General features: G+C 71.0%; 12 protein-coding genes and 3 pseudogenes. 7 read left to right on the forward strand and 8 right to left on the reverse strand.

The window, feature by feature from the left end; genetic code table 11:
• Window positions 1–250: 250 nt before the first annotated feature.
• The 3 genes from IE329_RS38350 to IE329_RS38360 all read right to left on the reverse strand — a co-directional run bounded on the left by IE329_RS38350 (window position 251) and on the right by IE329_RS38360 (window position 7313).
• The gene (locus IE329_RS38350) at window positions 251–4396 is read right to left on the reverse strand and encodes a beta-galactosidase (protein WP_190215705.1); all 4146 of its coding nucleotides are present in this window, start codon (window positions 4394–4396) and stop codon (window positions 251–253) included.
• A 624-nt stretch (window positions 4397–5020) separates the two neighbouring features.
• Window positions 5021–5353: a hypothetical protein gene (locus IE329_RS38355; RefSeq protein ID WP_190215706.1), complete on the reverse strand. Its 333-nt coding sequence runs from the start codon at window positions 5351–5353 to the stop codon at window positions 5021–5023.
• A 928-nt stretch (window positions 5354–6281) separates the two neighbouring features.
• Window positions 6282–7313, reverse strand: a complete 1032-nt coding sequence (locus IE329_RS38360) for a LacI family DNA-binding transcriptional regulator (protein WP_190215707.1) — start codon at window positions 7311–7313, stop codon at window positions 6282–6284.
• Between the two features lie 402 nt (window positions 7314–7715).
• On the opposite strand from IE329_RS38360, the gene IE329_RS38365 reads away from it, so the two are divergent.
• The 7 genes and pseudogenes from IE329_RS38365 to IE329_RS41295 form a co-directional block, all read left to right on the forward strand.
• On the forward strand, window positions 7716–11300 hold the full coding sequence (locus IE329_RS38365; protein WP_190215708.1) for a discoidin domain-containing protein: 3585 nt from the start codon (window positions 7716–7718) through the stop codon (window positions 11298–11300).
• A gap of 237 nt (window positions 11301–11537) precedes the next feature.
• Window positions 11538–12473 carry a carbohydrate ABC transporter permease gene (locus tag IE329_RS38370; RefSeq protein ID WP_190215709.1) on the forward strand — a complete coding sequence of 312 codons (936 nt, stop codon included), beginning with the start codon at window positions 11538–11540 and terminating at the stop codon, window positions 12471–12473.
• A 2-nt stretch (window positions 12474–12475) separates the two neighbouring features.
• A complete protein-coding gene (locus IE329_RS38375) occupies window positions 12476–13333 on the forward strand; it encodes a carbohydrate ABC transporter permease (RefSeq protein WP_190215710.1) in 858 nt (285 codons plus the stop codon).
• A 50-nt stretch (window positions 13334–13383) separates the two neighbouring features.
• A complete protein-coding gene (locus IE329_RS38380; protein WP_190215711.1) occupies window positions 13384–14640 on the forward strand; it encodes an ABC transporter substrate-binding protein in 1257 nt (418 codons plus the stop codon).
• Window positions 14641–14717: 77 nt separating this feature from the next.
• Window positions 14718–16355: a DUF5597 domain-containing protein gene (locus IE329_RS38385; protein ID WP_190215712.1), complete on the forward strand. Its 1638-nt coding sequence runs from the start codon at window positions 14718–14720 to the stop codon at window positions 16353–16355.
• Between the two features lie 794 nt (window positions 16356–17149).
• A pseudogene (locus IE329_RS41290) lies at window positions 17150–17653 on the forward strand (ATP-binding cassette domain-containing protein); the annotation flags it as partial.
• Window positions 17654–17866: 213 nt separating this feature from the next.
• Window positions 17867–18988, forward strand: a pseudogene (locus IE329_RS41295) (SpoIIE family protein phosphatase); the annotation flags it as partial.
• A gap of 542 nt (window positions 18989–19530) precedes the next feature.
• Here IE329_RS41295 and IE329_RS38395 read toward each other — a convergent pair.
• The 5 genes and pseudogenes from IE329_RS38395 to IE329_RS38415 form a co-directional block, all read right to left on the reverse strand.
• Window positions 19531–19671 (reverse strand): hypothetical protein, encoded by a 141-nt coding sequence (locus tag IE329_RS38395; RefSeq protein WP_190215714.1) that lies wholly within the window; start codon window positions 19669–19671, stop codon window positions 19531–19533.
• 280 nt (window positions 19672–19951) lie between these two features.
• Window positions 19952–20352 (reverse strand): annotated as a pseudogene (locus IE329_RS38400) (transposase); the annotation flags it as partial.
• A 139-nt stretch (window positions 20353–20491) separates the two neighbouring features.
• Window positions 20492–20920 (reverse strand): hypothetical protein, encoded by a 429-nt coding sequence (locus IE329_RS38405; RefSeq protein ID WP_190215715.1) that lies wholly within the window; start codon window positions 20918–20920, stop codon window positions 20492–20494.
• 206 nt (window positions 20921–21126) lie between these two features.
• Window positions 21127–21615: an ATP-binding protein gene (locus tag IE329_RS38410; protein ID WP_190215716.1), complete on the reverse strand. Its 489-nt coding sequence runs from the start codon at window positions 21613–21615 to the stop codon at window positions 21127–21129.
• A 421-nt stretch (window positions 21616–22036) separates the two neighbouring features.
• On the reverse strand, window positions 22037–22150 hold the full coding sequence (locus tag IE329_RS38415) for a hypothetical protein (protein ID WP_268257387.1): 114 nt from the start codon (window positions 22148–22150) through the stop codon (window positions 22037–22039).
• Window positions 22151–22163 lie beyond the last annotated feature (13 nt).

Here is a 22163-nt window from a genome sequence, read left to right on the forward strand (position 1 = left end):
GTTCGTGTCTGGCGAGCACCGTTGGACCGCGTCTACGAGAGAAACACTAACCACGACACCGCGCAATGTCTACTCCCGCCAGCACAGATTTTTCGGCGCACCCGGGGAAGGTTGTCTTCGGCCCCCTACGAGGGCTGCGGTGCCGCAACGCCGTGACCGCACCACCGACGGACGGTGCGGGAGGGACGGGGACACAACCGCCGGCCGGGAGGGCTCTCGTCTCCCGGCCGGCGGTCGCGCTCTTCAGGCGTCAGGAGCAGTACACCTTGGGGTTGGCCCAGTCGGCGTGGTCGCTGCCACCGCCGTCGCCTCCGTCGCCGGCGGCGATCTCAAGGACGGTGGTGCCGGCGGGAACGGCGATGTCGATGGTGGTGCCGGCCGGGTCGCTGCCGCGCAGGACCGGGGTGGTGGTGAGGGTGGTTCCGTCGGCGCGGACGGTGTAGGTCACCGAGCCGTAGTTGCCGACCTCGTCGTCGACGCCGACGGTGGCGGTGAAGCGGTTGCAGTGGCCGCCCAGGTACAGGATGACGCTGCTGCCGGCGTTGGAGCCGATGCCCACGGCGTAGGTCGTACCGGCGATCCTGATGGGTTTGTTGTCGTTGCTCCTGTCGAGCTTCACCCCTCCGTTCCAGCCGTTGGTGGAGCCCAGGAACGGGAGCTTGCTGACGTCGGTGGTGGTGGTCGGGGTGGTCAGGCGGCGGACCGTCCGGGTGTCGGTGAGCTGCTGGTCGGTGTTCTGCTGGGTGTACGTGGCGGTGGTGGTGAGGGGGGAGATGACGGGGAGCGTGCCGCTCGGGGCGGTGACGTTCCAGGTGGCGGTGAAGGAGGAGCCGGCGGCGACGGTGGCCGCGGTGGTGGGTCCGGTGGGCTGGGCGGTCCAGCCGGTGGGCAGGTTGAGGGCGAGGCCGACACCCGTGGCGTTCTGCTGTCCGCCGGGGACGGTGAAGGCCGCGGAGACGGGGTAGGTGCCCGCGGGGTTGGCGTTGTCGGGCGCGCTCAGGGTGAGCGCGGCGTTGTGGGCGGTGGGCCCGGCGTAGGTGGCGGCGTTGTAGCCGGGTCCGGTGACCGGGGCGGGGTTCAGCGAGGAGGCGGTGGTGCCGAGGTTCTCCAGGGTCACGGTGCCGAGGCCACCGTTGGTGGCGCCCTCGTTCCACAGGGCGATGGCGATGCTGTTGTCGCCGCGGGGGTCGAGGATGCCGTTGGGGAGCGGGAAGACGTGCTGCGGGCCGACGTTGTTGATGTAGGTGCCGAGCAGCCAGCCGTTGACGTAGATCAGGGCCCGGTACTTGCGGTTCGGGTCGTCGGCGATCTTCAGGCCGATCGAGGTGTCCTGCCCGGCGGGCACGTTGAGCGTGGCCTTGGTGCGGTACCAGGACACGCCGGGGGTGTTGTCGCGGGTGGCCAGGGTGGTACCGGTCCAGGAGCTGTCGGGGAAGTCGGGCAGGGTCCAGCCGGACCGCTCGCCGTACAGGCCGCCGGTGTTCATCGGACCGCGCGCGGTGTCGACGAGGTCCTCCCCGCCGCGGGCGCCCTGGATCCGCCAGGTGATCACCGACAGGGGAGCGCCGGTGAGGAACGCTCCGGTCAGGCCGCGGGCCGCCTTGTTCGCGTCGTTCGTGCCCGGGTTGTAGTCGTGGCCCATGTTCGCCACGAGGACCGAGACCTCGTTGTCGGCGCCGGGCTTCAGAACCCCGGCCGGGAACGGGAAGTTGTGGCCGGTGCCGTCGTTGCTGGTACCGATGAAGGTGCCGTTCACCCACACCGAGTAGATGCCGGAGCCGCCGGTGATCGCGGACAGGTTGACACCGGTGGCCTCGGTGACGGCCTGGAAGTGGCCGCGGTACCAGACGTCGCCGTAGTGGTAGCCGTAGTCGTCGGCGAACAGCACCGGCAGCGTACCGGGCTTGGTGATGCTGTTGGAGCTGGTCCTGTCGGCGACCTTCCAGGAGGAGTCGTCGAAGCCGGGCTGCGCCTCGGGGGACTCCGCGGCGTGCTTCCAGGTGGTGAGGGCGGGCAGGGAGACCGGGGCGGGGCCGGCCAGGTTGCCGGCGGCGGAGCCGCCGATGCCGGGCACGGTGGCCAGCGCCGCACCGTTCCAGGTGATCGGGTCGTTCCCCTTGGCGAACACCTCGACGGACTGCTGGGCGGAGCTGTCGCCGGTCAGGTCGAGACGGCCGGAGGATGCCGTCGCGGTGCGCAGCAGGTCGCTGCCGTGGAGGAGGACGGGACCGTTGGTGGTGTCGGTGCGCCAGAACTTCTTGGCGTTCTGGTCGTCGCCGAGCAGGAGCAGGAGGGGCCGGGTGCTGCCGGGTCCGCCGATGAGGACGCGGGCGAGGCCGCTGTGGGTGTAGTTGAGGCGCAGGTCGCCGGTGGCCGGGTCCCAGGTCTGGTCGACGGCACCGGCCAGGACCTGCACGGTGGGCTGCTGGGCGTAGTTGAGGACGGTTTCGCCGGCCTGGCCGCCTCGGCCGTAGAGGACGGCGACGTCGCGGTCGCCGATCTGGGCGTGGGTGAGGATCTCCGAGGTGGAGTACTGGAGCTGGGTGGCGCCGAGCTTGTAGTCGGCGACGAGGATCTTGGAGTCGCGGCCGGCGACGGTGACGGCGGTGCCCGCCTTCTGCGGGACGCTCGGGTAGGTGCGGGTCTTGGTGGTGTCGACGACGTCGATCGCGTCGACGGAGACGTACTTGGCGTAGGCGGGCGCGGCGGGATTCTTCCCCGCGGTGACGACGATCTTCAACGTGTGGTTGCCGGCTGCCAGGCCGTCCTTGCTGAAGAGGACCTGGTCCTTGACCTCGGCGCCGGAGCCGTAGCTGTCGACGGTGTCGACCTTCGCGTCGTCGATGTACACGTCGGCGAGGGCGTGGTTGGCGGCCTTGGAGCCGATCCAGCGGACGCCGGTACCGGTGAACGGGACGGTGATGCTGTTCCCGGCGACGTTGGACCAGGACTCGGTGCGCTGGTACTCGCCGGCGGTGTAGCCGGCGCTCTGGTCGGCGTGCGTCCAGGTGCCGGTGTACTGGAGCTGGGTGGCGGTGTCGTCGAAGGTGTAGCCGGAGTGGTTGCCTCCGACGGTCAGCGCGATGCCGGTGGAGTCCGTGCTGGTGGACGTGGAGTCGTTGTGCCGCAGGGTGTGGAACTGGGTGCCCGTGTCGGGGTTGCGGCGGGCGGTGTCGGTGATCGCGGCCGGGTTGGTGAGCGCGGGGGCCGTCACCTTGTCGGTCCTGGTGATGGGGGTGACGCTCTGCAGGAAGTAGCCGATCAGCTTGTCCTGCTGGTACCTGTCGGTGAGCTGCCGGGATTCGGTGATCGGCGCGCCGTAGTCGTACGAGGTGTAGGTGCCGCTCATGGCCTGCCGGCCCCAGTTGGTGCCGCCGTAGGTCATGTAGAAGCTCTGCATCGTCGCGCCGGCGGCGATGTTGTTCTTGTAGAACACCGAGGCGAACTCGCTGTTCAGCTTCTCGCGGCACTTGTCGCCGTCCGAGCCGCCCCAGTAGTTGATGGAGCCGCCCTGGAACTCGGGGATGAACAGCGGCTTGCCCGGCCGGTGGAAGCCTTCGAGGTCGGTCTGGACCGGCGACCAGGCCGGGTCGGTGCAGTTGAATCCCAGGGGGTACTTGTCGATTCCGTCGATGTCGAGTGCCCCGGCGCCCTCGTTGTAGGACTTGAAGTCGGCGGGGTGCGCGCCGAAGTAGATGTGGTTGCCCGTGGTCGGCACGGTGATCCCGTCCGCACGGGCCTTGTCCCGGATGTGGGCCACGTAGGCGCGGTCCGCGTCACCGTAGTTGTAGAACTCGTTCTCGACCTGGTAGGCGATGACCGAGCCGGTGCCGTTGGTGAGCTGGTGGCGGGCCAGGATGGGGTTGATGTGGTCGAACCACTCGTCGACGTTGGCGATGTGGTCCGGGTCCAGGGACTTCTCGTGCCCGGGCGTGACGTTCAGCCAGGCCGGGTAGCCGCCGCCGTCGACCTCGGCCTGGATGTAGGGGCCGGGCCGGGCGATGACGTAGATGCCGACCTCGTTGGCGATGTCGAGGAGCTTGTCGACGTCGCGGACCCCGGTGAAGTCGTAGACGCCCTTCTTCGGGGAGTGGTAGGCCCAGTCGAAGTAGAGGGAGACCGTGTTGAACCCGCCGGACTTCATCTTCTGCAGGGTGTCCCGCCACAGGTCGGGGCTGGGCTGGCGGAAGTAGTGGAACTCGCCGCCCCAGATGTAGGTGGGCTTGTCGTCGATCTTCAGGGAGTAGTTGTCGTAGGTGACGGTGTGGGGGGTGGGGGTCGCCGCGGGGGCGGCGGTCGGCGTGGCCTGGGCGGGCATGGTGCCGGCGAGTCCGCCGAGTGCCATGGCCGCGCTGACCAGCAGGGCGGGGATCGCCCTGTGACCGGTTCTGCGCATTGCTTCTCCTGTGGTGCGTGGGTGGGGGGGTCCCGGCGGTGTGGCTGCCGGAAGTCGGTGCTGCGGGCCGTTGTGCCGGGGCGCGGCCCTTGGGGGTGGGACGGAACGGCAGGGTGGCGTGGTCGGGGTCGGTGGTACCGGCGGCGGCGGGTCCGGGGCAGGGCCGGGCGGGTGTCCCGGCCTCGGTGTTGTACGCGGCTTCGGCGATGCGGGGCCTTGCGTCCTTGTCGGGCTCAGCCGGCCGCGATGCGAAGGCATTGGCACGGTGGGTCGCGGACCGGGACCGCTGGGGAACTCCGGGATGCCGGGAGGGGCCGTCCGCGGTGTGGGCCGGTGAACGCCCTGCCCCGGGCGCTTGACGCGGGTCGAGGTGTTCGCAGCCGCCCCGGTCGCGCCCACCGGGTTCCTGTGTGCGGCGCGGTGGGGGACGGCGCGACCCTGCTCGCGGGGAAACGCCGGGGTCGGCCCGCGCTCGTGGGCTCCGGGAAGGCGGCGCGGTGATGACGCACGCGCTGCGGCTGACGTCGGCGGACCAGCGGGGTCGACCATGGTCGTCCTGGTGAAGGCCTGCCTCGGGAAGGCTTCGCCCTCCTTGAGCCTGTCGTCACCGCGAGGGCGCCCAGGTCATGGCCGTTGACGAGCGGTGCGGCCGTCGCTCCCGAGGACTCGGACGACGGCGGACCGGACCTCGCCGGGTTCCCGGTCGGCGTCGTTGCCGAGGTTCACGACCTTGCGGTCGGCCCCCGGCTCGTCGGCTCCGGCGCCCGCGGCCTCGCCGACGAAGCGGTCCTGGTGGCCCCGCTCAGGCACGTAGCTGATCGGGATCGTCCCCCCGGTCTTGGCCACCGGGCCCGAGCCGGACAGTCCCGGCTCCCGTCCGACGGGACAGGCGGTCAGGATGACGGCGGCCGGCTCAAGAACCAGCGCGGCGGTGGGCCGACTTCGGGATCGGTGCATGGGGGCTCCTTGGGACGGTGTCGGCGCCGGACCAGCCAATAAAACAAAAAGCCCCACATAGGCACTTGAATATCAACTGGTTCCAACGCGCTGGCACTAAGGAAACGCGCCGTTCACACGTCAGTCAAGAGCCCGGGCAGGCCCGATACGGTTCGAGACCGGCCCGTGACGAGCCCTCTGCGCCAGGGAACCACCAGCCACTTCGCCGGACGAATGCGAACCATGCCCAGCCTGTCCAGTACCCTGCAGGGGCGTGTTGGTTTCTGTTTGAATACTGGCGCGGGGCAACTGCAGTCCGGCCGATCCAACATGGAGGACATCGCGGGGCCCGGGCCCGGCGGCTCTCGGTGTTCTGCGGGTGGGGCGTCAGGCGAGGCCCCGTCCGCACGCGGCGTCCGCCACGGCCCGGCCGTCACGGATGCTCTTGGCCGTCCCGCAGGCGTCGTTCCCCACCGCCCGTCCCCACGTCCTCCGGATCGCCCAGGGCATCGCGTTCCGACCGGTCACCGCGCTCGTTCGGCACCACCAGCGACCTCGGCCACCGGGCGGTCACCCGCCGGAACGGCGCAGGAGCCGCAGCCGAACTGCCGGTGCGGCAGTGCGAACCGACGGCTCTCGTCGTGTTCACCCGCCGCACCTCGACCCGGCATCGGCACCGGGCACCACCGGGAGCCGGGGAGCTGATCACCCCGGCGGACGGCTCGAAGTACCGGCGGACGTTCTCCGCCTTCGTGCACCGGGCCCAGGCCGTCGGCACCGGACCGGCAACGCGGGAGGGCGACCGGGAGGCCGTTGGGCCTGCCGGATTCAGGTGCGGCGCGCTGCGGTCACCCGCGGGGTGCAGTCAACGCTCGGGCGGCGCGGCCCGGTCTCTCACCCTCGGAGCACGACCCGCTCGGCCGGGGTGGGCGAAGGTGGTCGTGGTCGGTCAACCGGACTGGCGAACCACCAGCTCGTGCGAGACGTGCCTGCGGATCGGCGGCTGCGGGGCACCGGGCGCCGTCGCACACATGTTCACCACCTCGTCGAAGGCCAGCTGCGCGAATGCGGCGAAGTCCAGGCGCAGGGTGGTCAGCTCGGGTTCGACGAAAACACCGATCTTCAGCCCGTCGATCCCCACCACGGCACAGGCCTCCGGGACGGCCAAGTCGCGGACCCGGAGCTCCTTGAGGACACCGAAGGCCGACATGTCGTTGAAAGCGATGATCGCGTCAGGGGGATGCGGTGCGTCGAAGGCGATCTGCACGGCCCGGCGGCCCACGAGGAGGTCGTCGTCGCCCGCCTCGACCTCGATCACGACCGGCTCCCGGCCCCGGTCCCGGACCAACCGTGCGAAGGTCTCGCGGCGCACCGACTCGTCGGTGGGGTAGCGGATGTCGACCAGCGCGATCCGCGACCGGCCGGAGCCCACCAGGTGATCGAGGACGGCCGCCAGCCCTGGCGCGAGATCGATGTTGACGGCGCTGCGCGGCCGGGAGGGCGAGAGGGCGTTGAGCGTCCGTTCGGCGGCGTCGAGCAGGACCAGGGGGAGGCTGCCGAAGATGCGGTCGATGTCGTGGGGGGCCAGGTCGGTGTAGGCGATGGCCGCGTCCACCTGGCCGACCAGGGTCCGCAGTTGCTCCCACCCGGTGTCGGGGCCCGGGTGCTTCTCGATGATGACCAACGCCCACTGGTTGGCTGCCGCGATCTTGGCGAACTCCGAGGCGAGTTCGGAGAAGTACGGATTGGCCAGGTCGGAGACGATCAGCCCCAGCGACCGGGCGGACTGCTGGACCAGTTCACGGCCGAACCGGGAGGGCCGGTAGCGGAGTTGTTCGGCCGCTTCGAGCACCCGCCGCTTGGTCTGGGCGCTGATGCCCGGCATGTCGTTCATGGCCCGGGTGACGGTCTGGCGCGAGACGCCAGCGAGCTCCGCGACCTCGATGATTCCGGCGCGTTTCGTCTCTCCCCGCTTCGGCACGCACTCAGGCTACACGAGCGTCTCGGGCCGCCGGCCCTGCCGCGGACGCGTCCCGTCGCTGACGTCCGCCGGAAGCCGGCGCATCGCGCGAGGACATGACGGGCTCTCGTCGCAGTCGGTCGCGAAGGGGCCCGACCGCCCGCCGCCGGACGACCCCCGAGGGCGGCGCTCCGTACCCGGAGCAGGCCGCGGCCGCCGGGCGGCGCGCGCCTCGACAGGATCTCCCGGGGCCGCCGCCGGGGACCCGGTCCTCGCCGCTTCGGCGGCCGAAACTCCGTGCACCAGCCGTCGAGCAGCATCTTGACACCCCTGAAATACCGGGCTTACAGTCCCGGAACAACCGATCGTGAACGTTCACGAAGTCTCCAGGGCGAGACGGCACTCGGTCGTGACATCCGGAGGATGATCTTGAATACTCCGCTCCCCCACAGCCCGTTGTCGCGGCGCAGCCTCCTGCGCGGCGGCAGCACCCTGGTCGTAGCCTCGGCCGTCGGCTTCGGCTTCGGCTCCGCTCCGACGGCCGCGGCCGCACTCCTTCCGACGTCCCCCCAGGCGCCCGCACCGACCGGCCCGGCCCCCTACTACGCCTACACGCCGAACATCAAGGTCGGCTCCCGCCCCCTTCCCGACGTGGCCGCCGGGAAGCCGGCCACCGCGAGCAGCTTCGCGGCGGAGACGGGCACCCCGTTCAACGGGAACGACGGCCACCGGGCCAGTCGCTGGTCCGCCGCGGACCCCGGGTCCGCCGCCTGGTGGAAGGCCGACCTGCAAGGCTGGTTCGACCTCTCCGGCACCAGGATCGTCTGGGGCGCCGAGGCCGTCCGCAGGGCGTACCGGATCGAGGTCTCGGCGGACGACGCCACCTGGCGCACCGTCGTCGACCGGGTGGAGCCGACGGACGCCCCCCTGGTCCGGCAGGAGTCGTTCGACGCCGAGAACGTCAGGTTCGTCCGCGTCACCGTCGAGCCGCCGGGCGACGGCGCCCCGCCAGGGTTCTGCGACTTCCAGGCCTACGGCGAGCAGCGCCCCGGCACCGACCTCGCACTGGCGAAGATCGCCTTCGCGTCCACCGGCCACCGGGCCGCGGACGCCGTCGACGGGCGCAACGGCACCGCCTGGCACGCCGAAGGCCTGTACTGGCGCGTTGACCTGGCGGCGCAGTGCGCCGTCTCCGGGGCCGAGGTGACGTGGGCGGAGGACGGTGTCCGCTACCGGTACGCGGTCGAGGTGTCGAGCGACATGGTGACCTGGAAGACCGTGGCGGACCGGACGGCCGGCTCCGGCCCGGGGAGGGTCCAGAGGGCTGCGTTCGCCGAACAGGACGTCAGGTACGTCCGGCTGAGGATGATCGGTGTGGACAGCGGGCACCGTGCCGCCTTCACCGAGTTCAAGGTGTTCGGGGTCTACTCGCCGGGCACCGATGCCGCGCTGGGAAAGCCGGCCACCGCCTCCTCCGGCTTCCGGCCGGAGGCTGCCAACGACGGTTCGCCGGACACCCTCTGGGTCGCCGCCGACGGCGGGACGCACTGGTGGCGGGTCGACCTCGGCGCACCGTACGACCTGAACACCGTGCGGCTCCGCTGGGAGAACCCGGACGCCGCCTACCGCTACACGGTGGAGGCGTCCGCCGACGGCATCACCTGGTCCCCGATCGTGGACAGGTCCGCGAACACGGCGCCCGGACAGCCCTGCACGGACGCCGTCTCCGCAACCGGCGCGCGCCACGTCCGGGTCAACTTCCTCGGTGCGGGCGGCTGGTGGGCCGGCCTGCGCACGTGCGAACTGCTGGGTGTCCCGAGCGGCGGCGACCCGGCCGGCGGCAACGTCGCGCTCGGCCGGGCGGTCCACACCAACGACGGTACGGCGTACGCCGAGCGCGGCAACGGCAACGACGGCCGGGCGTCGACCTCCTTCGAGTTCCGCGGCCACGGCACCCCGTACGTCTACAAGGTCGACCTGCGCGAGCTCTTCGACCTCGGCGCGGTCGAGATCACCTGGAGCGGCTTCGGCCGCAGCAAGCCCTACCAGGTGGAGGTCTCGGCCGACAACGAACGCTGGGTCCCGGTGCTGACCGCCCGGGCCCAGGGGGTCGACCGCAACCGGGTGTCCGCGCGCAGGGTCCGGTTCGTCCGGGTGCTGATCCCGTCCACCGACGACGGCTACCGCTCGGGCATCGAGCACTTCAAGATCCTCGGTACCCGCTCGGGCCCCACCGACCTCGCGGCGGGACGGGAGGTGCGCGGCGGCGGCACGGCCGGGCTGCGGTGGTGGAAGGTCGAGCTGGCCGGGCCGGCGGCGACCGACCGCGTCCAGATCGACTGGCGGGATCCGAGACGCGTCGGCGGCTTCACCATCGAGGTCTCCTCGGACGACGTCACCTGGGTCCCGGCCGTGCGGGTGCGCGGTGCGACCTCGGGCGCGGGCACGGAGAAGCGGCTGCGCGCGGAGAACGTGCGCTTCGTCCGGGTGACCGTCCCCGCGCTGCCGGACGGACCGGCCGCCGAGGTCGCGGGCCTGCGGGTGCGGGGCCGGATCACCCGGGACGAGACCGTGCTGGCCCTGGAGGCACGGAAGAGCTTCGACTACTTCTGGCAGCTCGCCAACACCGACCGGAGCAGCGGGGCGTACGGCCTGATCGCGGAGAGCTCGGGCAAGGTGCGCGGCGCCACCAGTGTCTCCGGCACGGGCTTCGGCCTGGCCGCACTGGCGATCGGCGCCGAGCGCGGCTGGGTCTCGCAGGACGCCGCCCGGGAGCGGGCGCTCGGCACCCTTGAGACGCTGCTCGGACTGCCGCACGTGCGGGGCGTCTTCTACCACTACTACGACCGCGCCGACGGCGAGGTCTGGACCTGGCCGCCGCCGGACACCGCGGGCCGCAGCGAGGTCGGCCTGATCGACACCCAACTCCTGCTCAACGGCGTGCTGTTGGCCGGCGAGTACTTCGGCGGTGAGGTCAAGCGGCGGGCGGCGGAGATCTGCGGGCGGGTGGACTGGGAGTTCTTCCGGATCCCGGAGAGGAACCGCTTCCACATGAGCTACTTCGACACCACGCGCGAGTTCAAGTACGAGTGGGACTGGTCGTCCGAGGCCAAGCTGATGTACGTGCTCGGCGCGGGCTCGCCGACCCACCCGGTCGATCCGGGGATGTTCTACGCCTTCGAGCGGCACGTCGGCGCGTACGGGGAGTACCCGGCCTTCGTGAACACCTGGTTCGGTTCGCTGTTCACCTACCAGTTCGCGGAGAACCTCGCCGACTTCCGCAACTCCAGCGACCGCCAGGGCGTCGACTGGTGGCGCAACGCCCAGCTCGCCACGAGGACGAACCGGGCGTACGCGGCCGACGCGGCCGCGACGTTCCGCACCTTCGGGCCGGACGCCTGGGGCATGACCGCCAGCGACACCCCGTCGGGGAACTACAGCTCCTCGCTCGGTGCACCGCCGTCGGGTCGCGACAACCAGCAGCACCACAACGACGGAACCCTCTCGCCCGACGGCGCCGCCGGCTCCGTCGCGATCGACCCCGAGTACGCCACCCGTGTGCTGGACAACTTCTACTACAACCACCCGCGGGCATGGACGACCTACGGCTTCGTCAACGCGGTGAACCTCGACGCGGAGCCCGTCTGGTACTCGGACCACGAGTTCGCCCTGGACAAGGGCATCGCGCTGCTGGCGATCGAGAACAACCGCAGCGGCCTCGTCTGGCGGCTGTTCATGCAGAACGCCTCGGTGCTCGACGGCATGCAGCGGATCGGGATCGCGTACGCCCCCGACCGGACACCGCTCGAAGTCACCCTCGCCGAGGCCGGCATCAGGCTGGACCGGGCGGCCGTGGGGGAGGAGTCCGGCCGCCACCCGCGCGCCGATCTCGAACGGCTGTCCGCCGAGGCCGGGGTCGCGCAAGCCCTCCTGGAGACCGCGCGGACGGCGGACGAGCTCGCCGGTGCGACCGAGCGGCTGCGCGCGGCGATCGACGCGCTCGGCTGACCGCCACCCCGGTGGAGCACCGCCACGGCGGACGCTGACCCGCGTCACCCGATCCACCCGTCAGGCAGGTTCCCGCCCCCGCTCACCCGGGCGAACACCTCGACCGTCCCGACCGTCCGGCCGTGCACGCGGTCCCCCACGGCACCGCGTGCACGGCCCCGACCAGCCACACCCGTATTGGTGAACGTTCACGGACCAGGTCCGCGAACCAATTCCGAAGTGGTAAGGAACCGTCAGATGTCCCCATCGAAACCCGGCTCGCCCGGCATCCTGCGCTCGCACTGGCGGGACTACGCATCGGTCGCGCCGTTCTTCCTGCTGTTCGCGGCCTTCGGTCTCGTCCCCCTGCTCTACGCCCTCTACCTCAGCACACAGAGCTGGGACGGGATCGGCGAGCCGGAGTCCGTCGGCCTTGACCAGTGGACACGACTGTTCCACACCCCGGACGTTCTCACCGCGGCCGGCAACACGGCGCTCATCTTCCTGCTGGGCCAGATCCCCGTGGTGGTCGGCGCACTGCTCGCCGCCGTGATCCTCTCGCAGGCCCGGCTGAAGTTCCGGGCCCTCTACCAGACCGCATTCTTCCTCCCGCAGGTCACCTCCGTCGTCGCGGTGACGATCGTCTTCCAATCGCTCTTCGCCGACAAGTACGGCTTCGTCAACAACATCCTGGACACACTCGGCCTGCCCGCCCAGGACTGGCTGACCGACCCCTGGAAGATGAGGGCCGTCATCGCGATGATGGTGATCTGGCGGGGCTTCGGCTACTTCCTGATCCTCTTCATGGCCGGCATCAGCGCCATCGACCGCTCGCTCGGCGAAGCCGCCCAGCTCGACGGCGCGGGCCCGGTACGCGTCTTCCGCTCCATCACCCTGCCACTGCTGGCCCCCACGATGATCTTCGTGACGCTGACCGGCGCCATCGCGGGCATGCAGATCTTCACCGAGCCGCAGGTGCTCTTCGGCGGGAGCGGCGGGCCGAACAACGGCGGCCTGACCATGATGCTCCTCCAGTACGAGTACCTGGGAGGCATCGGCAGCTCCGGCACCGTCCAGCTCGTCAAACCCGACCTCGGGTTCGCGGCGGTGATCGGCTGGGTCATCTTCACCGCCCTGGTGCTGCTCGCCCTCGCCAACAACCGGCTGCTCCGCAAGTCCTTCGGAGGGCGCTGACCATGACCGATCACCCCCGTCCCCGCGTCCGTGCCCATCTCCGGCCGGGCCGTATCGCCGGCCACGGCGTACTGGCCCTCGGCGTCCTCGTCTTCGCCTTCCCCTTCTACTGGCTCCTGGTGATCGCCACCAACTCCACCTCGGACATCCTCGCCGGCCCGCCCCGGCTGCTCCCCGGCACCCACTTCCTCGACAACTTCGAGAAGGTCACGGCCGGCTCCGAGTTCGTCCGCGCCTTCGCCAACTCGGTCGTGCTCACCGCCGGCAGCTCCGCACTCCAACTGCTCCTGGCGGCCCTGGCCGGCTACGTGTTCGCCAAACGGCGCTTCCCCGGCCGGGGCGCCCTCTTCTCCGCCCTGCTCGTCACCCTCATCATCCCGACCGGCGTCTCCATCGTCCCGAGCTACCAGATCTACTCCGGACTGGGCTGGACCAACACCTTCCTGCCCCTGGTCGTCCCCAACGCCGTCACCGCCTTCGGCGTCTTCTGGATGCGCCAGGCCGCGGAGGCCAACGTCCCGGACGAGCTGGTCGACGCCGCCCGAATGGACGGGGCCGGGTTCCTGCGCACGTTCTGGAGCGTCGCCCTGCCCTGCATGCGGCCGGCCCTGGTCGCCTTCGGGATCTTCCAGGTCATGTGGACCTGGAACGACTACCTGTGGCCGCTGCTGGTGCTGAACCGCCCCGAGAACTTCACCCTCCCGGTGGCACTCCAGCAGCTGACCGGCAGCTACGGCCCCACCGACTACTCCGTCGTCATGGCCGGCACCCTCGTCGCCACCCTCCCGCTCCTTGTGCTCTTCCTCATCCTCCGGCGAACCGTCCTGCTCAACGCCTCCGACGGCGCCCTCAAAGGCTGACCGCGCGGCAACCAGCCCCGCCCAACCACCCTTCCGTGAACAGGAACACCATGAACCGCACCGGACACCTGCTCGCCACCGCGCTCACCGCCGGTCTGCTCAGCACCACCCTCACCGCCTGCAGCGGCGGCCCGGGCGGCTCCCCCGGCCAGGTCACCGTCCTCTACCGGCCCGGCTCACTGGCCGACAGCGCGGTGAACGGGGCACAGGCCGCGTTCCCCGAGGCAAAGATCAACTTCGTCAAGACCGCCGACGTCGACACCAAACTGGCCGCCGCCCTGCGCACCGGCCAGGACCTGCCCTCGATCGTCACCGCCGACCCGATCCGCTACGCCCCCGCGGCCGCCAAGTTCACCGACGTGGCCGGCAGCGGCTTCACCCCGGAGATCGCCGCCACCTACCTGCCCTGGAAGGTCGAACTGGGCAAGACCCCCTCCGGCGCCCAGCTCGGCGTCCCGATCGACGTCGGACCGCTGGCCTTCTACTACAACGCCGAGGCCTTCAAGGCGGCCGGACTCCCCTCCGACCCGGAGGCGGTCGGCAAGCTGGTCTCCACCTGGGAGGGCTACAAGTCCCTCGCCCAGAAAACCGCCGCCCAGGGCAAGTTCACCTGTGACGACCCCGGCGAGCTGTTCTACTACGAGACCTGGTCGAAGGGCTTCGGCTTCTACCGCGCCTCAGGTGACGGCCTGACTCCCGACCTCGCCAACCCCTTGGCCAGGACCGCCTTCGACCGCGCCATGGACTTCCAGTCCGACAGCCTGTGCGCCAAGGTCCAGGCGTTCTCCAACGACTGGAACTCCGGCCTCAACCGCGGCAGCATCATCGGCTTCCTCCAGCCGCCGTGGGTCGGTGGCGCCGGCCTGCAGACCGCGGCCGAGGACCAGACCGGCCAGTGGCGGGTGGCCACCGCCACCCCGGACGGACGCGCCGCCGCCGACGGCTCGATGCTGATGCTCCCCAAGAGCCCGACCGACCCCAAGCTCGCCACCGAAATAGCGATCTGGCTCACCAACGCCTCCAACCAGGCGACCGGATACGCCAAGAACGGCCTCTTCCCCTCAGCCCTCGGCGCGTACGAGGCAGGCGAGTTCACCGCACCTCAGCCCTACTTCGGCAACCAGCCCGCCTCCTCGACGCTGGCGGCCGTCTCGAAGGAGGCGCCCCGCATCGTGAAGGGCCCCGACACCGACTCCATCAACGCGGTCTTCCAGCAGGCCATCCGGGACGCGGCCACCAACGGCTCCAGCGCCTCCGTCGCGTACACCGCCGCCCTGGACAAGGCCACCCAGCAGTTCGGCAAGTGACAACAGCCGTGGGGATGGGCGGCTCGCATCCCGCCGACCGCCCCTCCCCGCCCTCCACCGATCGGACACGGACCTCCTTGAAGCACCACCACCTGGACCCCGCCACCGGCCAGCTGCACGTCCACGGCGAGCCCTACCTGATCCGGGGCATCGAACTCCACAACTCCTCCGCCTCCAGCCCCGACCACCTGCGGCCGCTCTGGCAGCGCTTCGTCGACTCCGGTGTCAACACCGTCCTGGCACCCGTGAGCTGGGAGCTGGTCGAGCCGCAGGAAGGCGATTTCGACTTCGGCCTGGTGGACGCCCTGCTCGCCGACGCACGCCGGCACGACCTGAAGCTCGTCCTGCTCTGGTTCGGCAGTTGGAAGAACGGCTCCTCGAGCTACGTCCCCGCCTGGGTCAAGCTGGCTCCCGAGCGGTTCACACTGCAACAGGACGCAGCCGGAAACGTCCTGGACAACCTCAGCCCGTTCGACACGAGCAACCGCGACGCGGACGCCGCGGCCTTCGCAGCCCTCATGGAGCACCTGGCGACCGTTGACGGCGACGCCGGCACGGTCGTCATGGTGCAGGTGGAGAACGAGGTCGGACTCCTCGGCGCGCCCCGCTCCCACGGTCCCGACGCCTCGGCCGCCTGGACCTGCCCGGTCCCACCCGTCCTCCTGGAAGCCCTCCGAGACGGCGGCTCACCGTACATCACGGTCCCCGACGGAGCGCCGGTTCCCTCCTGGAGCGAGCTGCTGGGAGACGCCACCCGCACCGCCGAGCTCTTCATGGCCTGGCACTACGCCGCATACATCGAGCACGTCGCCGCAGCCGGCCGGGCCCGGCACGCCCTGCCGCTCTTCGTGAACGCATGGCTCGACTCCATCGTCCCGGACGCCTCGGGCCCGTCCGACACCGCCGACGCGGCCGTGGCCGGCGGCCAGACCCCCGGCATCTACCCCAGCGGCGGCCCCCTCCCGCACGTCAGTACCGCCTGGAAGCTCGCCGCCCCCACCATCGACTTCCTCGCCCCTGACGTCTACTTCGGCGACTTCGAGATCCCGTTCAAGGGCTACGCGGAGACCAACACCACCTTCTTCGTCCCCGAGATGCGCGCCGACGCCAACGGTGTCTCGCACAGCTTCCTGGCGATCGGCAGCTACGGCGCCATCGGCGTCTCCCCGTTCGGCTTCGACTCCCTGCACGAGAACGACACCCACGACCTGCGCCGCACCTACCGCCAACTCGGCGCCCTGGAGCGCGAGATCCTGCACGCCCAGACCCAGGGGCTGCTCCGTGGCTTCCGGACACTTCCCGGCCAGGAGCAGCGGATCACACTCGGGTCCCACGAGTTCCTGGCCCGCGTCCACACCGAGCACGACGGCGAAACATGCGGCTACGGACTGCTGCTCCAGACGGAGGACGACACCTTCATCACGGCCGGCCACAACTTCACCCTCGACCCGCTACCGCGCGACGGCGTGCCCGCGGCCGTCCTGCGGGCCGACGACCTGGCCATCACCGACGGCAGGCTCACCCCCCAGCGACGGCTCAACGGTGACGAGACCTTCGCGGGCACCCGGATCCGGGTCGCCGACAACCCCGCCCGCATGCACGGCTTCATGCTCACCACCGGGACCCACTCCGGTGTCGTGCACTTCTCCCTCTATCCACGGCGGCGCGCTGTCGGCCGCGGCAGCCACAGTGACGGTGGGCGCGTCCAGCGCTGAGCGGCGCCCGGGGGCGGAAGATCGTTCGGTGCTCGTGCCGGGTTCGGCGACCCCGTACGTCCGCGGGCACAGCCCGGGGTGGCGCTCGTCCGGGGCGCAAGGTCAGGGGCGCAAGGTCGGGGGCGTCCCGATGAAGGACGACGGTCCGGTGCCGCGCACCGCCCGGCTGATCGCCGTCGAGGACCCGAGGTCGACCTGCCGCTGTGGGCCGACGCGGCGAACGGCAGCACATGCCACCCGGGCGACGACCCGCACTCACCGGTGGTCCCCGGTTGCCCGGGCCGGGGACCACCCCCGCCCGGGCAACCGGGTGAAGTTCGCCGAAGCAGCCCGCCGCACCGGGCCCCGCACAGCCACCACCCTGCTGCTGCGCGCCTACGGCCGACCCTGAACACCAACCGCGACCGCCTCCACGGCGGCAATGCGGTCACCTTCACCGAGTGCGTCGGCGTCTCGCAGCCGCCTCGCAGGGAATCCCGCCGTCCCACAGCCGAATGATCAGCCCATCCTCAGGGCGGGCTGACGACGACTCACTGCACGGGCCGCCACGCCGGGAGGCAAGCCGTCGGGGAGGTTCCGGTCGGTCTCGGCTGCGATGCCGCCGGGACCGGCCGGATCGCCGTTCGGGGTCCGCCAGGGCATTCGGTCGTCCCACCGGCACGACGGGTGCCCGCGGTCCACGTCTCCGCGCTCGGGTCGCCGTGGCCGGTGAGAGCGACCACGCCGACGGGCGCGTTGGCGGTGTCCAGGCCGTGTCCGCACGACAGACTGTGAACAACACGCAAGGAGGTCGTATGGCTGAGGGTCCGTTGCTGTCCGTGCGGGGAATCTCCAAGCGCTTCGGTACGGTGCAAGCCCTGACACACGTTGATCTGGAGGTCTCCGCGGGCGAGGTGGTCGGCCTGGTCGGGGACAACGGCGCCGGGAAGTCGACGCTGGTCAAGGCACTGTCCGGCGTATCACCGGCAGACGAGGGCGAGATCGCGTGGCGGGGTCGAACCGTCGGCATCCTCAGGCCCGGCGACGCCCGGGCGTTGGGGATCGTCACCGTCCACCAGGACCTGTCGCTGTGCGACAACCTCGATGTCGTGGCCAACCTCTTCCTCGGCCGTGAACTGCGCAGGTTCGGGCTGCTCGACGAGCTCGAAATGGAGAAGCGTTCCCGTACGCTCCTCGACAGACTGTCGATCCGCATCCCCAGCGTCCGGATCCCCATCGCCTCGCTCTCCGGCGGCCAGCGCCAGGCCGTGGCGATCGCCCGCTGTCTGCTGGGCCGGCCGCAGCTGGTGATCCTGGACGAGCCCACCGCGGCCCTCGGCGTCGAACAGGCCGCCCACGTTCTCGAACTCGTCCTGCACCTGCGCGAGAACGGCCACGGCGTGATCCTGATCAGCCACAACCTCGACGACATCCGCGCGGTCTCCGACCGGATCGCCGTCCTGCGGCTGGGCCGCAACAACGGCGTGTTCAGTACGAAGTACACCAGTCAGGAGCAGATCCTCGCGGCCGTCACCGGCAACCAGGCCATGGCCGTCGCCCTGCAGCACAGCCTGCTGCCACAGGCCCTGCCCGAGCAGAGCGCCGTCGATGCCGCCTCCCGCTACCTGCCCGCGCACGCGGGCGTGGGCGGGGACTGGTTCGATGTCATCCCGCTGCCCGGCGCCCGCGTGGCCCTCGTGGTGGGAGACGTCGTCGGCCACGGCCTGAACGCCGCAGCCACCATGGGCCGCCTGCGCACAGCCGTCCACAACTTCTCCGCGCTCGACCTGCCGCCCGACGAGATCCTCAACCACCTGGACGACCTCGTCAGCCGTATCGACCAGGACCAGGAGGCCACCGCGGGCAGCGCCGCCGTCATCGGGGCCACCTGCCTCTACGCGGTCTACGACCCCACCGACCGCACCTGCGTCGTTGCCCGCGCGGGCCATCTCCCCGCCGTGCTCGTCCATCCTGACGGCACCGTGCACATCCCGGAGACGCCGGTCGGACCGCCCCTGGGGCTGCGAGGCGTGCCGCACCAGAGCACGGAACTGGTTCTGCCCCAGGGCAGCCTCCTGGTCCTCTACACCGACGGACTCGTCGAAACCCGCACCCACGACATCGACGTGGGCCTCTCCCAGCTGCGGGGCGCACTCGCGGACACCCACGGCACTCCGCAGGAAACCTGCCAGGCCGTCCTCGACGCCCTGCTTCCTCCGCAACCGGCCGACGATGTCGCGCTCCTCGTCGCCCGCACCCAGGTGCTGGCACCTCAGGACATCGCCGCCTGGTACGTACCCGCCGAGCCGGCGGCGGTGGCCGAAGCCCGTGCCAGGGCCGTCCGGCAGCTGAGGCAGTGGGATCTGGAGCAGCTTGTCTTCTCGACCGAACTCATCCTCAGCGAACTGATCACCAACGCCATCCGCCATGCCACCGGCCCGATCGGAATCCGGCTGGTCCGCGACCGCTCACTGATCTGCGAGGTGTCCGACGGCAGCAGCACCAGCCCGCACCTGCGCCATGCCGCCGCCACCGACGAGGGCGGCCGCGGCCTGTTCCTCGTCGCCCAGCTCGGTGAACGCTGGGGCACCCGCTACACCACCAGCGGCAAGATCATCTGGTCCGAACAGCGAATCCACCACAACGGCACCTGAACCGGCCTCAGCGCCCGCAGCCACCAAGGAACTGCGGAGCCCGACGGGGTGTCGGGACGTCTCGGTCGATGCTGATGTCGTCACCGTGGCAGGTGCCCTGGCCGTACCGGCCGTGGGTGCGGACGGTGACGCCGGTGGTGAACGGGACGGCGGACCCGCGTCGTCCCCCCTCCCCCAGCGACGTCCCACCCCCCGGGCTGAGCACACCGTGCTCCGCGCGGCTTTCACCCTCCCGGCCGTCGCCGCGAAGCTGCCGGACCCACGACCCACGCACCCTTGGTTCTCGCGTCCCACCTCGGGGAAGGCGGGGCGAGGCCGATACCCACATGGCGCCGGCGTTCGCGCAGTACGGCCACGGTCGGGCCACTGCCGGTGAAGGCGGCGAGGACGACACCGTCGTCGGGTCAGATCTGGACGAGCTGCCGCATGAGGCGATGACGTAGCCGGCGCCCGGCTGGAGGGCAACACGCAGCACCACGGCGAACTCGCCCAGCCGTCGCCAGGCCCACCGACGGGACGCGCGCCTGGAGGAGGAACGGATGTCAGCCAGTGGTCGTGTCGAGGCCCTTACCGCGCATGGCGGCGGTCTGGTCGTCCACGACTTTGAGAGCTGACTGAAGGGGAGTGTGTCCGGTGAGGGCCTTGGTGAATTCGGCACTCAGTGCCTTCGAGGTTTCGTTCATGGCCGGCCCCCAGAGGCGGTACGGCAACACGGCGGGGCCCCGGCCACTCAGGCCGCTCGCCCGAAGAGGTCCGGGTGGGAGCGCGGGGGCCGGGGGACGTGTTGCGGGGCGAGGCCGATCGGAGGGATGCTCCAAGGTGGATCATCTGGCCCCGTATCACGCAAGTGTCAACATCTTCCACCAATCAATTGCAGCGGATTCTCGGCACGAGGTGCTTGAGGATGCCTGGCCCAAGGCCGGATACGGCCCCGCGAAGGCCGCTGGACACACCTGTCCACCGACTCGTCCCACGCGCGTACAAGGACAGGATCCGCTCGTTGAACCCTGCCGGCCGACGGGCGCTCCGGGGGGGGCCAGACGGGGCTCGAAGTCCCCGTTGCGGTCCCGGGGCACCGCCACCGTCACCGCGCCGACGTCGGTCAGCTCGGTCTTGGGTGACGTTCCGTTGCGGGAGTTGCCCGAGCCCCGGCCCGCCGGGTCGTACTTCTCGTAGCCCAGGTGCTCGGCCATCTCCGCCTCCAGGGCGCGTTCCGGCACCGCCCTGGTGGTCTCGGTGAGCAGCCCGCCGTCGCCGAGCAGGGCCGCCCCGGAGGCGCCAGCGCGGTCCGTCAGCCGCTCGACGACCTCGTCGACCAGCGCGTCCCCAGCCGGGGCAACAACCGGTTCAATCTTGTCCGTCATCACTCGTCCGTCCCGCCTGGTCAGGGCGCGGACACCGAGCCCCAGCCAGACTTCCACATCACGGACTTGCACGAACTTTCGGACATGCTCCACGGGGCGGGCATTGCGGCACGGACGATGTGCGGGCAGGCCAGTGCTGTCACCGTCGCCGCTCGCGGCCGGCCATCTGCCCGGTGTCCTCGTCGGGTGTGATCAGCCGACGGCGCCACACGGTCGCGAGCGGTGTCGGCAGGGTCATCACACGCAGGCACCCGGCGGCCGTGAGAACCCGGTGGGCCAGGCGGGTGCGGTACTCGTCGCCGGAGAAGACCCATGGCCCCGGAATCAGCACCACGCGGTGGGAGCCGTCCATCAGGGCGTGGACGAGAGCCTCGAACTGGGGCCGTCGGGGTTGCCGCTCCCTGGTGGCGATGTTGTCGTCGAGGTAGACCGCCGGGGCGGACAGGCCCAGGCGGACCGCGAAGCGTCGCATGACCTCGCGGTCGTCCTCCACCGGGATCGGGCTGTGCGGATGGCGGCGAAGGTAGGCCGCGGGCCGCAGGAGGAAGGAGGTGTCGGCTGAGCTCATGTGCGCGCTCCCTGGAGGGTGCGGAGGACGGCCCGTTGCCGAGGGCCCGTCGGAATGGAGTGGGTGGGGGACGGAGGCCGCCGCACGGGTCCCGGCAGTGGTGGATCGGCCCGTCCCCGCCGGGGTGCCGGGCAGGGCGGACGGGTTGCCCAGTCGCCGGGCCGCTAGCCGCAGGCGGTTGCGGGCCGTGTCGGCGATCGGCCGGTTCACAGGTCCGCCCAGTAGGTGACGCCGTGCTCTCCCGCACGGCAGCCGTGCGAGGTGGCCAGCACGGCGACGATGGCGCCGCCCCGGCCGTGCTCGTCCGCCGGGCAAGTGGCGGTCCAGCCGCCCTCCTGCGCGGCGGGTCCGCCGTCGTCGACCTCGATGTGCAGCGCCCCACCCGGGGCGGCACGGCCCAGGTGGAGGGCGATCGGGGGAAGGGCGTGTTCGACGGCGTTGGTGACGAGTTCGGAGACGACGATCAGCGCCTGGTCGGTGGCGCCCTCGTCCATGCCCCATGCTCCGAGGGTGTCGCGGGTGATGCGTCGCGCGGCGCCGGCCGACTCGGGACTGTGCGGGAGTTCCCAGACGGTGTCGCCCGGGCCGGGTTGCGCGTCCGCGCAGCGCTCCGGGGGGCGGGTGCCGGTGGAGCCCGTCCTGCTGTCCGGCGGGCCGATGAGCGCTTCGGTCGGGCTGGTGGCGATGGCGTCCATGGAAGGTCTCCTCTGGCGATGTCCCGGTCGGGTTGTCTGGTTCGCCCCCTTTGATCTCCCTCAATGAGGCCTGTGAACGAAGATCGAACGGCCACCGGAAGGGTCACGGCGAGATAACGGAACGCCCCGCTCGCACGGGATCAGTAGGGGGAAGACCACGTGGTCCGGCGCATGATCGCGGGTGCGGTCGTGCGGTCCGACGACGCCGGAACCGTCCGTACCCCTCTGCCACGTCGAGTCAGGCCGGCGGTGGAGGAGTGCGGCAGGCTCCGACGGAGGTCCCGGGGTCGACGCCGGGCTGCCGTGGGCGGGTTCTGCGAGCACGGCGGCCCCCGGCGGGGATTGGGGAGGGGCCCCGCGGTGGATTTCCGCGGGGCCCCGTCGGTCGGGATGGGTCAGGCCCGTTCTTGCGGGCGGAGGGTCAGTTGATGGTCCAGCGCTGCTGGGCGGTGCCGGTGTCGTTCTGCTGGGTGACCAGGGCGCCGTCGGAGGTGGAGGCGGTGGTCAGGGAGAGTCCGCTGCTCTTGGAGGTGATCTTGTACCCGCCG

The sequence above is a fragment of the Kitasatospora indigofera genome, from assembly GCF_014655955.1.
Taxonomy (GTDB): Bacteria; Actinomycetota; Actinomycetes; order Streptomycetales; family Streptomycetaceae; genus Kitasatospora; species Kitasatospora indigofera.

Coding starts and splice junctions, on each gene's coding strand:
- IE329_RS38350 (WP_190215705.1), bottom strand. CDS start 4,396: ATGCGCAGAACCGGTCACAGGGCGATCCCCGCCCTGCTGGTCAGCGCG.
- IE329_RS38355 (WP_190215706.1), bottom strand. CDS start 5,353: ATGCACCGATCCCGAAGTCGGCCCACCGCCGCGCTGGTTCTTGAGCCG.
- IE329_RS38365 (WP_190215708.1), top strand. CDS start 7,716: ATGATCTTGAATACTCCGCTCCCCCACAGCCCGTTGTCGCGGCGCAGC.
- IE329_RS38370 (WP_190215709.1), top strand. CDS start 11,538: ATGTCCCCATCGAAACCCGGCTCGCCCGGCATCCTGCGCTCGCACTGG.
- IE329_RS38375 (WP_190215710.1), top strand. CDS start 12,476: ATGACCGATCACCCCCGTCCCCGCGTCCGTGCCCATCTCCGGCCGGGC.
- IE329_RS38380 (WP_190215711.1), top strand. CDS start 13,384: ATGAACCGCACCGGACACCTGCTCGCCACCGCGCTCACCGCCGGTCTG.
- IE329_RS38395 (WP_190215714.1), bottom strand. CDS start 19,671: ATGAACGAAACCTCGAAGGCACTGAGTGCCGAATTCACCAAGGCCCTC.
- IE329_RS38405 (WP_190215715.1), bottom strand. CDS start 20,920: ATGAGCTCAGCCGACACCTCCTTCCTCCTGCGGCCCGCGGCCTACCTT.
- IE329_RS38410 (WP_190215716.1), bottom strand. CDS start 21,615: ATGGACGCCATCGCCACCAGCCCGACCGAAGCGCTCATCGGCCCGCCG.